The 15,495-nt window shown below is 48.1% G+C and carries 14 protein-coding genes; 5 read left to right on the forward strand and 9 right to left on the reverse strand.

Annotation, left to right across the window (positions count from 1 at the left end):
• Positions 1-7: 7 nt before the first annotated feature.
• Positions 8-1,792, reverse strand: a complete 1,785-nt coding sequence (locus tag HGT71_RS04450; protein WP_099823429.1) for a GMC family oxidoreductase — start codon at positions 1,790-1,792, stop codon at positions 8-10.
• A 2-nt stretch (positions 1,793-1,794) separates the two neighbouring features.
• Positions 1,795-2,529, reverse strand: coding sequence for a gluconate 2-dehydrogenase subunit 3 family protein (locus HGT71_RS04455; RefSeq protein ID WP_099823431.1), 735 nt, complete (start codon positions 2,527-2,529; stop codon positions 1,795-1,797).
• A gap of 275 nt (positions 2,530-2,804) precedes the next feature.
• Here HGT71_RS04455 and sbmA point away from each other — a divergent pair, with 275 nt between their 5' ends.
• Together sbmA and HGT71_RS04465 are read left to right on the forward strand one after the other, a co-directional pair.
• Positions 2,805-4,043 carry a peptide antibiotic transporter SbmA gene (gene sbmA / locus HGT71_RS04460; RefSeq protein ID WP_214216770.1) on the forward strand — a complete coding sequence of 413 codons (1,239 nt, stop codon included), beginning with the start codon at positions 2,805-2,807 and terminating at the stop codon, positions 4,041-4,043.
• A gap of 58 nt (positions 4,044-4,101) precedes the next feature.
• Positions 4,102-5,001: a ParB/Srx family N-terminal domain-containing protein gene (locus tag HGT71_RS04465; protein ID WP_214216771.1), complete on the forward strand. Its 900-nt coding sequence runs from the start codon at positions 4,102-4,104 to the stop codon at positions 4,999-5,001.
• Between the two features lie 37 nt (positions 5,002-5,038).
• Here the strand turns inward: HGT71_RS04465 and yncE are convergent, their stop codons facing one another.
• The 3 genes from yncE to gltP all read right to left on the reverse strand — a co-directional run bounded on the left by yncE (position 5,039) and on the right by gltP (position 8,497).
• Positions 5,039-6,082: a 7-bladed beta-propeller protein YncE gene (gene yncE, locus HGT71_RS04470; RefSeq protein WP_214216772.1), complete on the reverse strand. Its 1,044-nt coding sequence runs from the start codon at positions 6,080-6,082 to the stop codon at positions 5,039-5,041.
• Between the two features lie 108 nt (positions 6,083-6,190).
• Complete coding sequence (gene murQ, locus HGT71_RS04475; RefSeq protein ID WP_214216773.1) at positions 6,191-7,102, reverse strand: N-acetylmuramic acid 6-phosphate etherase; 912 nt, start codon at positions 7,100-7,102, stop codon at positions 6,191-6,193.
• Between the two features lie 90 nt (positions 7,103-7,192).
• Positions 7,193-8,497 carry a glutamate/aspartate:proton symporter GltP gene (gene gltP / locus HGT71_RS04480; protein WP_048911326.1) on the reverse strand — a complete coding sequence of 435 codons (1,305 nt, stop codon included), beginning with the start codon at positions 8,495-8,497 and terminating at the stop codon, positions 7,193-7,195.
• 492 nt (positions 8,498-8,989) lie between these two features.
• Here gltP and acs point away from each other — a divergent pair, with 492 nt between their 5' ends.
• On the forward strand, positions 8,990-10,945 hold the full coding sequence (gene acs, locus HGT71_RS04485; RefSeq protein WP_214216774.1) for an acetate--CoA ligase: 1,956 nt from the start codon (positions 8,990-8,992) through the stop codon (positions 10,943-10,945).
• Positions 10,946-10,980: 35 nt separating this feature from the next.
• Here acs and HGT71_RS04490 read toward each other — a convergent pair whose 3' ends face one another.
• The 4 genes from HGT71_RS04490 to soxR all read right to left on the reverse strand — a co-directional run bounded on the left by HGT71_RS04490 (position 10,981) and on the right by soxR (position 14,540).
• A complete protein-coding gene (locus HGT71_RS04490) occupies positions 10,981-11,667 on the reverse strand; it encodes an LrgB family protein (RefSeq protein WP_214216775.1) in 687 nt (228 codons plus the stop codon).
• Complete coding sequence (locus tag HGT71_RS04495) at positions 11,660-12,094, reverse strand: CidA/LrgA family protein (RefSeq protein WP_214216776.1); 435 nt, start codon at positions 12,092-12,094, stop codon at positions 11,660-11,662. The genes HGT71_RS04490 and HGT71_RS04495 overlap by 8 nt, the downstream gene beginning before the upstream one ends.
• Before the next feature lie 126 nt (positions 12,095-12,220).
• On the reverse strand, positions 12,221-13,870 hold the full coding sequence (locus tag HGT71_RS04500; protein WP_214216777.1) for a Na+/H+ antiporter: 1,650 nt from the start codon (positions 13,868-13,870) through the stop codon (positions 12,221-12,223).
• 148 nt (positions 13,871-14,018) lie between these two features.
• Positions 14,019-14,540 carry a redox-sensitive transcriptional activator SoxR gene (gene soxR / locus HGT71_RS04505; protein ID WP_214216778.1) on the reverse strand — a complete coding sequence of 174 codons (522 nt, stop codon included), beginning with the start codon at positions 14,538-14,540 and terminating at the stop codon, positions 14,019-14,021.
• A gap of 95 nt (positions 14,541-14,635) precedes the next feature.
• Between soxR and soxS the strand changes: the two genes are divergently transcribed.
• Both soxS and HGT71_RS04515 read left to right on the forward strand, forming a co-directional pair.
• The gene (gene soxS, locus HGT71_RS04510; protein ID WP_214216779.1) at positions 14,636-15,001 is read left to right on the forward strand and encodes a superoxide response transcriptional regulator SoxS; all 366 of its coding nucleotides are present in this window, start codon (positions 14,636-14,638) and stop codon (positions 14,999-15,001) included.
• A 199-nt stretch (positions 15,002-15,200) separates the two neighbouring features.
• Positions 15,201-15,488 carry a YjcB family protein gene (locus tag HGT71_RS04515; protein ID WP_214216780.1) on the forward strand — a complete coding sequence of 96 codons (288 nt, stop codon included), beginning with the start codon at positions 15,201-15,203 and terminating at the stop codon, positions 15,486-15,488.
• The last annotated feature ends 7 nt before the right edge of the window (positions 15,489-15,495 follow it).

A 15,495-nucleotide genomic window follows, 5' to 3' on the forward strand; every position in this document is an offset into this window, starting at 1 on the left:
CCTCTCCTTATGCCTGAACCAGTGGGCCTGGGTTCTTGAGGTACACCTCACGGATCGTTTTAGCCGACCAATAGGTCAGAGCCGCCACCAGTCCGGTTGGGTTATAGCCAAGCCCCTGTGGGAACGCTGAGGCCCCCGGCACGAAGACGTTATGCACGTCCCAACTTTGCAGATAACGGTTAATCGCGCTCGTGGCTGGGTTTTCACCCATGATTGCGCCACCATTCATATGGGTAGTTTGATAAGAGGTGGTATCGAAGTGCGCCCCCTCTTTCTTTGCTGCGCCTAAAATCGCTTTCGGATTCATCGCTTCGGCAATTTTATGCATCTTAGACACCATAAACTGTGCCATTTTGATGTCGTTTTCTTGCCAGTCGAAAGTCATCCGCAGCAGCGGCTGCCCATGAATATCTTTGTAATTGGGATCGAGGTCTAAATAGTTATTACGGTATGACTGGTGGGCGCCATGGGCATCCATCGAGACATGGTGGGTATAAGTGTCTGCAACGGCTGCTTTCCACTCACTTCCCCACGCTGGTGTGCCTGCAGGGACAGGAAGCCCAGAAATGGGTTTCACGCCTGCTTGGTTTACCCAGAAAGGTGACCCACCGACAAAACCATGCGGACCATGGTCAAAGTTATCCGCGTTAAAGTCGTCCACAGCAACACCGGCCCCACCTGCTCCGATAAACGGGTTAGTGGTCGTATTTTTATCGAACAACGCTTTAAGGGTCGACATGTTCTGGTAGGCAAAGTTACGTCCCACAACCCCTTCATTGGTGATTGGGTTGTACGGCTTACCAATACCCGATAACAACATTAAGTGAACGTTGTGGAATTGGAATGCCGAGAGGATCACTAAATCTGCGGGTTGGATCTGTTCCCGACCTTGTGCATCCACGTAGGTGACACCTGTTGCGCGCTTTTTATCGTCGGTCAGGTTGACTTTCAGTACATAGGAATCGTTACGCAGTTCAAATTTAGGCTCTTGGCGAAGCGCTGGGAGAATATTAACGTTCGGCGATGCCTTAGAATACATGTAACAGGCGTAACCACTGCAATAACCGCAGAAGTTACACGGCCCCATTTGCGCCCCATAAGTGTTGGTATAAGGCCCAGAGGTGTTGGCTGAAGGCATGTCATAAGGATGGTAACCCACCGCTTGCGCAGCCTTATAGAATAATTGCGCAGAATAGGTTCTTTTCTGGGCCGGCAGTGGGAAGTCTTGCGAGCGATCCCCGGCATAAGGGTTCCCCCCTTTATCTTTACCCACGACATTGCCTTTAATCGACCAAGCGGTGCCTGAGGTACCAAAAACTTTTTCTGATTGATCAAAGAACGGTTCGAGTTCGTCGTAGGTGACGCCGAAATCTTGGATCGTCATACCTTCTGGAATAAAGTTTTTCCCATAACGCTCTTCGTAATGGCTACGCAGACGTAGTTCTGCTGGATCAACGCGAAAGTGAACGCCCGACCAGTGTAACCCTGCGCCACCCGTACCGGTACCCGGCAAGAATGCGGCAAGCTGGCGATAAGGCACCGCCGTTTGCGAGGGATTATGGCGGATGGTTACGGTACTTTTGGACAGATCTTGGAAAAGCTTTTTACGAACGTTATAGGTTAATTCGTCGATCGATTGTGGGTAAGCCCCATCGGGATAAGTATCACGATGTGGACCACGCTCCAGCGCAACCACTGTCAGGCCCGCTTCGGTTAATTCTTTTGCCATAATCGCACCTGCCCAACCGAAGCCAACGATTACCGCATCTACTTTTTTCTGTTCATTCGCCATAATTAACTTCTCTCACCCCGAATCGATACTGGTGGTAATGGGTAGCGTTCACCTCGCTCTACCCAATCCATAAAGTCTGCACGCGCGCCTGGGAAATTAATTAATTTCCACCCCACTAATCCCTGGTTACCACCGTGGATAGGGTCGCTAAAGAAGCCTTCGCGGGTATTTTGCAGTAGGAATGAGAAGAAGGTTTTCGATGGCAGTTGCTGGAAGTTCACCTTGCCGCTTTCTAAGGCCTTGAGAAATTCAACTTGTTGCTCTGCACTGAGATCGGCAAAGATCTTGCCATATTGCTGCTGGCTTTGATGATTCGCCTCGGCAATCCCCAATCGGTAAATTTGCTGTGGAACTAAAGGCAGCTGATAGCCAAACTCTTTTTCTACGTCGGGGGTGAAAGGCCCCTGCATATACCAGTTTGCGCCGGTAGCATAAGGGGTGTTCATTTGACGATCAATATACTCAGGAACACCTGCTTCTAATGCACCTGGGCCACGCTCATCTTTCGGGATCAGTTGCGTTACGGCAGCGGTGATAAATGCAAATTCTTCAGCCGTAAACCAAGAAGGTTGGTACTCTCTCGCCTGAGAATGGGGAGAACCGGTGTTGTCTGCGGCCAAGACACTTCGACTCTCTAGAGCCCCTATCCCTGCCGTCCCGACAGCCATGGCTGGCGCGATAGCGATAGTTTTCAGCAGAAAATCACGGCGTGACTGGCCGTTTTTTTGTTCTGACATGACATTGCCTTAATACTGCAAATGATGCAGCATGAAAAATTGAAAGATAGCGTGACAGTGTTGTTCGGTAACGCTGTCGTATTTTTATAGGGTGGTTACCGGTAACAATCCAATTGTAACACAGTTGAGTAACATCAAAAATCATATCTACTTATTTTTTGTGACGACATTTAACATCTTGTCATCACAATGTGTTTTTTAATCGCCAGTAAGATCCTTCTCCCGTCGGTTAAACTAGTATAGTCACCACAGGAGTAAATTTTCAGGGAGTTACCATGTTTAAGTGTTATTTCCCACGCCCACTGCTCTTTTTCACTAGCGCAGCCGTATGGAGTTTGGTCGTGGTTCTTTTTTGGTTCAGTGTCGCCGCACAGTTACCGGCCCATTTTCCGTCACTCGCCAAGGCTTTTCTGGCGCCGTTACCGACAACCGTTGCGCGGTTCTGGCAACTCAGTTACCTCTGGTTCTATCTCTATTTCTGGGCCGCTGTCACGATCTTCGCCGCAATATGGCGAGTCATCGATAATCATCCTTGGCAACGCTGGTCCGTTTGGGGATTGGCGCTCATTATTTTTTCAACCTGGTTTAGTGTTCAAGTCGGTGTTGCGATAAATGCTTGGTATGCCCCTTTTGGCGATCTTATCCAAAAAGCGCTGGGGAAAGCAGGATCGGTGAAAATTGACGATTTTTATCAGCAAATCTACGCATTTCTCGGTATTGCATTAGTCGCCGTCGTGGTCGGTGTATTGAATAACTTCTTCGTTAGCCACTGGGTATTTCGCTGGCGTACCGCAATGAACAACTTTTTTATGGCGAATTGGGGACAGTTACGCCATGTCGAAGGGGCCTCTCAGCGGGTACAAGAAGATACGATGCGCTTTGCGGACACCTTGGAAAGTTGGGGCGTGAGCTTACTGCAAGCGATTATGACGTTGATAGCATTCCTACCGATCTTGGCACAGCTTTCCGTACACGTAAAATCGGTACCGATTATCGGCGATATTCCCTATGCACTGGTGATCATTGCCATTGTATGGTCGCTGTTTGGGACAGCTTTATTAGCGGTTGTTGGAATAAAACTGCCGGGGCTCTCCTTTAAAAACCAACGGGTAGAAGCCGCCTATCGTAAAGAGTTAGTCTATGGTGAGGACGATGCTAGTCGGGCTACGCCGCCGACGGTGAAAGCGCTCTATAATCAAGTGCGCCATAACTACTTTCGTCTCTACTTCCATTATCTCTACTTCAACATTACCCGTATTTTGTATCTACAAGTCGATAATGTCTTTGGCTTATTTGTGCTGTTCCCCGCTATCGTGGCGGGAACGATCACCTTAGGGTTAATGAATCAAATCTCTAACGTGTTCGACCAAGTACGCTCATCATTCCAATACTTGATCAATTCATGGTCCACGTTAGTCGAATTGATGTCAATCTATAAGCGTCTTCATAGTTTTGAGATGATCCTCAAGGATAAGCCCCACCGTGACTTAATCAATGATGCCTCAGAGATGTGAATGATAAAGGAAAGGTGAGGTAACTCACCTTTTTTGTCCCCTAATGAGGAAGAAGATAATGAAACGCGTTACCCCGGTTCTACTTGCTTCGTTAATCACAGTGGGCTTCTCATGCAGTCCCTTCTCTTATGCCCAGACGATTAAAACCCTTAACGTCAGTCAAATTCACCCCACACAACCGGCAATTGGTGACGATGAAGTGAATTATAAAGTTGCCAAGTTACAGAGCGATCACAAAGCGTTATTCAACGAATTCTGTGAAGATATTGGCGCGAAAGGTGTTAAGACCTTCGATAGCCAATCATCCCTCGCACAACCGACTAGCTTTAGCTGCCTTGCGGCGCGCGGCACTGACGCAGAGGATGTGAAAAGTGCCGTCATTGCACCGGACCATCATATCTACCTGACCGATGGCCACCACACGGTATCGACCTTTCGAGCGCTCGCTAATAATCAGGATTTTCCATTTGTAGTCCGTATTACCAATGACTTCAGTCATCTAGCGTCGATGGACCGCTTCTGGAGTACGATGCAACAACAGCATTTGACCTGGCTTGAAGACCCACAAGGAAAACCGGTGGCTCCCGCTCAGTTGCCTCAACAGGTCGGTTTGCAGGCCATGCAAAACGACCCTTATCGCTCAATTGTCTATTTTCTACGGGGCATCGCCTACGATAAACCCGATCAAGCACCACCGTTCTTAGAGTTCTACCTAGGTAGCTGGCTCCGCTCGCAGCAACCTGTAAATACTCAGCAGCTATCGACCAAAGCTGGCTATATGGCTTATTTAGAGCAAGCCGCCGCACGCTTAGTCGCCGCGCAGGGGAGTCAGCATTCTACCGATAAAGCAGACTCTCCGACCTTATCGCAGTTAGGACAACGTCAAACCGTTAATGAGAAGAAGCTAAACAAATTAGCCGAACCGGGCGGGAAATTATCCCTCTTATTTAAAGAGTGATAACGGAAAAAAGACCTCTTGATGAGGCCTTTTTTTATTACAACGTGATGCGCAACACAGTATCTGGCTGCGTAGCTTCTTTCTCACGAGAAGAGGGTTGCTTAACCGTGACATACAGGACATCGCCCTTGTCGGACAGCGCTAAGCTATTTGGCATACCGTCCGTTTTAACGGTGCGTTTAACCTGATAGGTTTTCGTATCGACAATGCTGACGGTTCCGGCTTTACGGTGCGTCACATACAGCTCTTGGCGCTGTGTATTGAATAGAACACCTAAGGATTCGGGAACCTTAATGCTGGTTAAGACTTTATTCGTTTGGGTATCAATGACCACAACCTGCGGCTGTTTGAAATCCGCAATAAATGCACGATGACCTGCAGTATCCAAACTGACATTTAACAGCATATGATCGCCCGGTAAATCCAGCTTCGTCCGTTTTACAATGCTATTATTTTGCGTATCGATCTTGATCCATTCTGCATCGGCATTGGAGAGGTATAGCGCATGCTGTGAGGCATCGATAGCCAGACCTGTCGCCATTTTACCCACGCCGGTGATGGTTTTGATCACTTTCAGTGATTTACCGTCGAGTACCCACACCACACTCTCAGCCCCTACACCCGTCGCATAGACTTGATGGGTGGTTGGATCGACCGTAATCTCACGAATTTGTGGCGGTCGGAAAGACTCGGTACGTTGGCGCGTTTCAACCACTTGTTGAGCGATAATTTTATGCGTTTTTAAGTCAATCGCGGTAATCGAGCCATCGCGCGTATTACCGGTATAGAGGATATGTTGGGTATTATCGATGGCAACGCCAAAGGGTTTAAGTGGCTCTTTGATCACTTGTTCGGTCTTCAAGCTTTGCGGGTTAAGTACATATACCGCACCGCCGGTTTCTTGTCGGCTGCCAGCACTGGCTACATATAACTGCGGTGAAGATTGACCATAAGCCAGCTCGTAAAGCCCTTTGGAAACAGGCTGAGTGAGTGTTTGTGCTTCCTCAGCAAATGCTCCCGCAGAGAAGAGCGCTGTTACCAGCAATAATGGACGGAAAAGAGAATTGCGTTGCATAGTCATTACCTCTGTCATTGCACTTTGGGTCACCAACAGAGCCCTTAGCGCTTATCATGTTGAGAAACGCTAAGAGTGTAATAGATTTTTCAAATGATAAATATAATCATTTCGTTATTTGTTTGCGGACGCGAGTAACGCGGAACGGATAAAACCTTTATGCTCAACTAAGCGGGCTTGTGCCTGCTCTGCCGTTAATTCTGCCAAGATCATCAGTATCGCGGTTTTACACTGTCCGTTACAGGCCGCAAGAGCTGTTTCCGCCTCTTCCGCCCCACAGCCAGTGGCTTCGATCACGATATTTTTTTGCCGTTGAACGAGCTTCTGATTAGTAGCTTCCACATCGACCATTAAATTGCCAAATACCTTTCCGCTGCGGATCATTGACCCCGTCGTCAACATATTCAGAATCATTTTTTGTGCAGTCCCAGCCTTCAACCGAGACGATCCAGTCACCACTTCAGGCCCTACCACCGCGCTAAGCGCGATCTCTGCACACTCCGCCATAGGGCTTTGCACATTACAGCTGATGGCAATGGTGACCGCTCCACACTGTTTCGCCCAAGATAACGCCCCCAACACATAGGGTGTGCGACCGCTGGCGGCGATACCGACCAAAATATCCTGTTCGCAGAAATTAATCGCCTGTAAGTCTTTAGCCCCTTGCTCTGCATTATCTTCAGCGTTCTCAACAGCCTGTAGAATCGCCCGATGTCCCCCTGCAATCAGCCCAATAACTTGATCCGGTGAGGTGCCAAAGGTGGGTGGACACTCACTAGCATCCAAAATACCTAAACGTCCCGACGTGCCCGCGCCACTATAAATTAAGCGCCCACCTCGGGCAAAAGCCGCGGTAATCGCGTCAACTGCCTGGGTGATTTCCGGCAAAATCGCCTCAACCGCGAAGGCTACTTTTTTATCTTCGTCGTTAATGACCTTGAGCATTTCGGCAGTCGATAACTGGTCGATATTTTCACTTGCAGTATTGCGACCTTCGGTCACGAGATGATGGAGATTAAGGGACATAATCAAGCCTTATTTTGCACAAAAAAACGGGAGTGATGAAGGGGATTAACCCTATCATGCACTCCCGATCAATCAGTAATCAATAGTCTATTATTTAGCGCGCGACGTCCCCAGCATTTGCTGTTCGTATGCCCGCGCTTTATTCACATCAAACTGTTTTTCCCAGCAAGAGATGACCAAGACGGCTAAGGCATTACCAACCACATTCAATGCGGTACGTGCCATATCCATAATGCGGTCAACCCCAGCGATAAAGGCTAAGCCTTCTAACGGGATGCCTACGCTACCCAGTGTGGCCAATAACACCACGAAAGAGACGCCTGGTACACCGGCGATACCTTTCGAGGTCACCATTAAGGTAAGAACTAAAATAATTTGATGGGTCAAGGAAAGCTCAATACCATATAGCTGAGCAATAAAGATTGCCGCAATACTTTGATAAAGCGTAGAACCGTCTAAGTTAAAGGAATAACCGGTCGGAACAACGAAGCTAGTGATTGATTTCGGCGCACCATAAGCTTCCATCTTTTCCATGATCCGAGGCAGCACAGTCTCTGAACTTGAGGTTGAATAGGACAGGATAAGCTCATCTTTTAATATGCGCATCAGTGTCCAAATATTCAGACTGCAAAGCTTCGCAACACCGCCCAAGATAACAAAGGCAAATAACAAAATGGCGGCATACACCAGTCCAACTAGCTTCGCGAGCGGATAAAGCGATGCAAAACCAAAGTTAGCCACGGTCACGGTCAACAGCGCAAACACACCGACGGGTGCATAACGCATGATCATATTGGTGACTTTAAACATGGTTTCGGAGATCGAACGGAAAACAGAAACCAGCGGATCGCGGTGTTCTGCTGGTAGCGACGATAAGCCTAAACCAAACAATACCGAGAAGAAGATAATCGCTAGCATGTCGCCATTGGCAAAAGAGACAAATATATTTTGCGGGATGATCGACAGGATAGTGGTCACTAAGCTATGAGGCCCGTTCTGCACTTGTTGCGTCGTAGCTTCGTATTTTGAGATATCGGTCGTGGTTAACGCAGACATATCAATGCCGGTTCCTGGATGGAACACATTGGCTAATGTCAGGCCGACCACGATAGCAATGGTGGTGATCACTTCAAAATAGATAATGGTTTTAAGGCCAATACGCCCTAATTTTTTCGCGTCGCCGACACCGGCAATCCCGACGATAAGCGATGAAACAACGATCGGGATCACAATCATTTTGATCAAATGAATGAAGATGTCACCCGCAGGTTTTAACACATTGACCACCAGCCAGTCGCGGCTATCTGGTGCATTGTGGAGGATGCTTCCGGCAACAATCCCTAAAATCAGTGCAATTAGGATTTGCCAAGCAAGAGTGATTTTGAAGCCTTTCATAGAATAGTGGTTTCCTCAGTCAAACTGCCTTTCACTCTTCAGTGACAAGAGAAGTACGCAGAAATAAAAATGCCAAAAATAAAACGGCCAAGTCTTTGATGTTTGTGTGCTAAAACCGCCTCCTGCGATTTTGTGTGCTATGTATTACCATTTTCTCTCTGCCGGGCGCAAGCTTTGATAAACATCGGATAATTCTCTTTTGATAATCCATTATCGTATATAGATAGTAGTTTTTTATAACCCTATCTTCTAAAAGAATAAATTTCGCTTAGTTAAATGCGCACGTTTTGAAAAAAATTTTTCTTTGACCCTGTCCGTCGCTAGGCATTTTCGGTCGATTTTGCCAGAATGGCCGAGAATACCGATAAAATTGACGTGTCGGTAAATAACGATGCAATCCCGTGATCTCTGGCACATATCCCAAACAAATCACCGGCTTGGTCTTTTATCATGCATCTTTTCACATAAAATTAACAAAAAAGGAGACCTGTCATGAGCCAACCCATTACTCACCCGATCATGGATGCCATTGCTGCCAATACACACATCAACGAAGAGCAGTACGCCAAGCTCTATCAACAATCGGTGGACGATCCCACTGCGTTCTGGCAGGAACACGCACAGATCCTTGATTGGATCACCCCTTTTACCCGCGTAAAAAATACGCATTTCGAGCCAGGTAATATTGATATTCGTTGGTTCGAGGATGGTCAGCTTAACCTTGCGGCCAACTGTTTAGACCGACATCTGGCGCAACATGGCGATAAGCCGGCGATTATCTGGGAAAGCGATGACGGTAGCGAAAGCCGAACCCTAACCTACCGTGAATTACACCAACAAGTCTGTCAGTTTGCCAATGTCCTGACATCAATGGGGATTAAACCTCAAGACGTCGTCGCACTCTATATGCCGATGGTCCCGGAAGCAGCGGTCGCTATGTTGGCCTGTGCACGTATTGGTGCCATCCATTCCGTTATTTTTGGCGGATTCTCGCCGGATGCGGTAGCGGGTCGGATTATTGATAGCCAAGCAAAATTAGTGGTTACCGCCGATCAGGGTCTTCGCGCAGGACGCCCCATCCCATTGAAGAAGAATGTCGATGATGCTTTGGCAAACCCTGCCGTAACCAGCGTGAAAAACGTTATTGTCTATTCGCGTACCGGCCAATCGCCGAGTTGGCATGCACCCCGCGATTGTTGGTGGCATGAACTGATGGCCGATGCCCCGACTGAACACCAGCCGATGGCGATGAACGCAGAAGATCCTTTATTTATTCTTTATACTTCGGGGTCTACCGGGCAGCCAAAAGGGGTGTTGCACACGACAGGTGGTTACTTAGTTTACGCCGCAACAACTTTTAAATATGTCTTCGACTACCAGCCAGACGATATTTACTGGTGTACCGCGGATGTCGGTTGGATCACCGGACACAGCTATTTGCTTTACGGGCCACTGGCGTGCGGCGCAACCACTTTACTGTTTGAAGGGGTGCCTAACTGGCCAACCGCTTCGCGGATGGCAGAAGTGGTCGATAAATACCAAGTCAGTATTCTGTACACCGCCCCCACCGCGATACGTGCCTTGATGGCAGAAGGCGATAAAGCGATTCAAGGGACCGATCGCGGTTCGCTGCGGGTGCTGGGATCGGTCGGTGAGCCGATTAACCCTGAAGCTTGGGAGTGGTTTTTCACCAAGATGGGAAATAGCCGCTGCCCTATCGTCGACACTTGGTGGCAAACCGAAACCGGTGGTTTTATGATTGCCCCATTACCGGGCGCCACACCGTTGAAACCCGGTTCGGCAACCCGTCCTTTCTTTGGCGTCAAGCCCGCCTTGGTGGATAATGAAGGCGTTATTCAAGAAGGGGTTTGCGAGGGTAACCTAGTGATCACCGATTCATGGCCAGGCCAAGCGCGGACACTATTTGGCGATCACCAACGTTTTGAACAAACCTACTTCTCCACCTTCCAAAACGCCTATTTCAGCGGTGATGGTGCGCGTCGTGACGAAGATGGCTATTACTGGATCACCGGTCGGGTTGATGATGTGTTAAACGTTTCTGGCCACCGATTAGGGACCGCCGAAATCGAATCCGCGTTAGTCTCGCATCCTAAGGTCGCTGAAGCTGCCGTCGTCGGTATTCCGCACTCTATTAAGGGCCAAGCCATTTACGCTTATGTCACCCTGAACAGTGGTGAAGAGCCGACGAGCGAACTCTACAATGAGGTTCGCCAGTGGGTACGTAAAGAAATAGGCCCGATTGCCACCCCGGACGTACTGCACTGGGCAGAGATGCTCCCTAAAACGCGTTCCGGTAAGATTATGCGTCGTATCCTACGTAAAATTGCGGTAGGGGATACCACTAACTTGGGTGACACGTCGACGTTGGCCGATCCCGGTGTGGTCGAGAAGTTATTAGAAGAAAAGCAGAGTATTAAGCAACCTTAAGCCTCATGGGTCACTGCCATGCAGTGACCCACTTTTCAGAAGAGTAAGCGAATAAAGGGGGCTAACAGTACTGTCATAATCCCCGCAAGCATCATCACTAAACTCGAGACTACCCCTTCTTCTGGCCCCAATTGATAGGCTTTGGCCGTACCCGCTCCATGGGAAGCCGCCCCCAAGCTAGCACCTTTCGAAATACTTTGTTTAATCATCAAACGCAGAAAGAGAAAATCACCGATAGCCATACCAAAAACCCCAGTGATCACCACGAATAACGCGACGAGATCAGGTTGGCCACCAACCTGTTTTGCCGCCGCCAACGCGAAAGGGGTGGTGATGGATCGAACCGCTAAACTGCGCTCCACCATTTCAGGTAATGAAAAAAGACGAGCGAGCCAGACAGAGCTCAATACTGCGACCACGACTGCGGTGAATACCCCGGCCCCGAGTGACATCCAATGCCGCCGAATCAAACCGAGGTTCTCATAAACGGGAATCGCAAACGCTAGGGTCGCTGGACCTAATAACCAGATTAACCAGTGGTTGTCGCCGATATAGTTTTGCCAAGAGATATGCGTGGTCAGCAGTAAAATAATTAACACCAAGGGCGTAAATACCAAGGGCATCAGGAGTAGTAAGCGCCAACGTCGGTAAAGACGTTTATTAAGATAGTAGATAACAACGGTCAACACTAAGCAGCTAAGATTGGCAAGCATATTACTCATCATTCGCTCCTAATTTACGTTGTGCCCTTGCCATCTCGTAACGAAACACTCGTTCTACCACAAAGCCGGTCGCGGCTAGTACCATTATGGTGCTCAACCCTATCACTGCCACAATTTTCCATCCCTCACTGCGCAGTAATGGGCCGTAGTTGACCACCGCCACAACGGCTGGAATAAAGAAAAGCAGCATCTCAGCTAGCAGCCAGTTACCGCCTGCCCGGATCCACTTTACCGGCACGATACGCAACATAATGAGCAGCAGCAGTATGCCTAAGCCAATAACATTTGCCGGCAAAGGAAGATGGAAAAGATTAACCAGTAAACCGGCTAAGAGGTATAACCCGGTATAGATACAGAGTTGCAGCGGGATTTGCCACAGGGAATCGGTTACTAACTTCTGGCGTAAGCGTCGCCATAAAGTGGACATACGAGAGCCTCGTTAGTGTCTCAATAAAAAGTCAGTATATAGCGAGGATCGGCGGCAGTGAAATGAATAAAAATCATCGACCGATACTAGGGGGGAGGCCCCATCCTTATAGGACGGGGCCAGCGATTACTCTTCTTTTTCGATAAGCAGTGCTTCGAGCAGATCTAAATCACGAAGGAGTTTTCGCATTGATTCATCAGAGATCTCCTTGGTCGCCCGCAAGTGGTAAACCTCAGCCCGTTCGGCACGCAATGCATTGAGCCGTAACCGTCTTTCCAGATTCTCCATAAACATGGCTTGTTCAAGATCGTCCTTATCATCAAGCCGACGACGCAACTGCCCTATAACACGAGAGCTGACCTCTTTCAAAACTTCCGGATCGATATTCTCGTTGGTATCTTTCGCCAAACGCTCTTCCATCTTGTACAAGCTATCGATACCGGACTTGGCCATGATAGATCGGGCCTTACGCAGCTCTTTGCCCGTTTCACCTTTATCGATACCGGAAACACCTTTAAGTAATAACGGTAAGGTAACGACGCCAGCCAATAGCGAAAAGAGGATGACGCCCGTGGCTAAAAAGACTAATTCGTAGCGTGCCGGAAAGTTTTCGCCATTCGGTAAAAAGAGAGGAATGGATAACACACCCGCCAAGGTTACCGCACCCCGAACGCCCGCAAAGGTCGCCACGAGCAGCTCGCGTAAAGAGTAGTTACTGAACTCCATGGGGCGCTTCTTAAGTAAGCGTTTACTAATCCGCTGCATCAACAATAGCCAGCCAAAACGAACCACGATTAGCGCTAAATAGATCATTGCTACCGCAAATAACAGAATCCAAATATTAACGTTGTTATCAACTTCTGCCTCGGTCAGGGTAGTTTGTAGGATCCCTGGTAGCTGTAAACCCAGCATTAAAAACACCATGCCGTTAAACACAAACTCAAGCATCTGCCAGACACTGTTAGCACGCAGACGCATCGCCAGCGGAGCTTGGCGAATAATACCCGAACGACTTATGGTCATCCCGGCGGCCACAGCAGCTAAGATTCCTGAGGTACCGAGGTGCTCAGCGATAAGATAAGAGGCAAAAGGAAGTAACATAAGCAACACAGTTTGCGTTGCCGGATCATCACCACTCCAACGACTGAACAAGCGAAGCGATTTACCATACAGCCAACAAATCACCACACCGGCAAGTAAGCCCCCCAGAGAGACTTTTAAGAATTCCAGCGAAGCGCCTGACCAGGTAAATACCATGGTTCCCATCGCAACCGCGATGGCGAAATTCAAAGAGACCAAGCCCGACGCATCGTTCATCAAGGCTTCACCTTGGACGATTGACATGATTTTTTTCGGGATACGCCCTTCGCCGACGATACCTGACAGGGCAACGGCATCCGTTGGCGAGAGCACAGCAGCTAAGGCAAAAGCCGGGATCAACGGTACGCCCGGTATGGTCCAGTGAATAAGATAGCCAATACCCACCACAGTGATCAGTACTAACACCAGCGCCAAGCCAATAATTTCCCGACCATGATGCAGGAATTCATTGATGGGTGTCTTCCAACCATCTGAGAACAATAACGGTGGGATGAAAAGTACTAAGAACAGTTCGGGGTCAAAATTGACGTGTAGTCCAAAACTCGGCCACCCCAATAACGCGCCGGCAATAATTTGCACAAGCGGTAAGGGGATTTGAAAGGGAATGATTCGCGCAGCAACGCCGGAGAGTGACACCACCAGCGTCATGATCAATATGGTGAAGAAAATTTCCATGCTTTCCTTGTAACCTTTCCAGAAGACAACAAAACCTATTGGCTGCAACAGGCTCACTCATTTACTTAAAATACACCCTACACCATTAACCTAGCGTAAAAAAACGTGCTTAATCAGCAAGAATCTATCGATTTCTTCTTATTATAGGTCAGGACTTGATCGAGCCTAGCAGGTTGTTAGGCAAATCCCCAGTTGAAAGCTCTGAATCGGGCGTATCTTGCTCCAAGAGTACCGCACCTTTACCTTGCTCGGCTAAATGGTCGTCAGCATTACGTAACGGACAATCGCGCATGGAAAGACATCCACAACCGATACAACCACTAAGGTCGTCCCGTAATCGAACAAGCGTTTCGATACGTTTATCCAACTCATCACGCCACTGCGCAGTAAGTTGTTCCCACTCTTTAGCAGAAATACGCTTATCCGGCGGATAACTTGCCAGATGCTCGCTAAGGGTTGCCAAGGGTAGGCCAATACGCTGGGCAATTTTAATAATTGCTACCCGCCGCAGCACGTCGCGGCTATAGCGCCGTTGGTTAGCGGCATTACGGCTGCTCGCAATGAGTCCTTTTGACTCGTAAAAATGTAGCGCAGAAACCGCAACTCCACTTCGCTTGGCGACCTCTCCTGGGGAAAGTCTTGATTTTAATTGAGATCGTTCTTTTTTCATTTTTAAGCTTTACCTCAAGTTAACTTGAGGAATTATACTTTAAAAACTTGTTCGAGATCACATTATGTGATGACTAAACAGAGGAATGACGTCAGATGCAAAAAGAAATCATCATTTCACTCACTGAGTGGATCGATCAGAATCTCGGGAACAACCTTTCGATTGATGAAGTTGCTGCTAAGTCTGGATATTCCAAGTGGCACTTACAAAGAATGTTCCGTGCAATGACGCGCCAAACACTCGGCGATTATATCCGCGACCGACGCCTAGCCAAAGCAGCAGAAGCTTTATGCGCCAGCCAACGCCCAGTCTTTGATATCGCGTTACAATACGGTTATGAATCACAGCAGACTTTCTCTCGCGTATTTCGTCGTAAGTTCGACCTGACTCCTACGGCTTATCGTCATTCTCAACGTTGCCGTTCTCTACCGACATTCAGTAATGTTGGGTCACCCTCCTAGTGATAATTCACTCTATTTGTACCCTCTTCTGCTAAGGCTCGTTAACAACGGCGAGCCAAAAATGCTAATTATTTAACTTACTCTTCAAATCTCAGCCTCTCTTGTCTATAATGTGAGCTAAATCACACTTTAAAATACTTTCTCATTGTTCGTTTACTCAACAATGGGTAACTCTTTTGGTCAACTATGAGGATTGACGATGAGCGCTCTTGCAACGAGCTTAATTGTTATGCGTTGGGGCTTGCTAAGTGCAGGACTGATGTACATGGCAAGTATGATGAAAATTAAATGCCAACAAAATAGCCTTAAAACGGCGAGTGCTGTCTTTACAGGACTGGGGCTTTTCACTTCATGCTGGTTTGTTACCGGACTTCTTGGAATCGATTTCAGCCTGCAAAATTGGCAGTCTATGGCGAATATCGCTACCGATGCCTTCAATTATGCAATCCAACAACCCCCCGATATTTTTATTCCTAACAGTTTTTAAGCCTTAC

The organism is Rosenbergiella epipactidis, from assembly GCF_018494055.1.
Classification (GTDB): domain Bacteria; phylum Pseudomonadota; class Gammaproteobacteria; order Enterobacterales; family Enterobacteriaceae; genus Rosenbergiella; species Rosenbergiella epipactidis.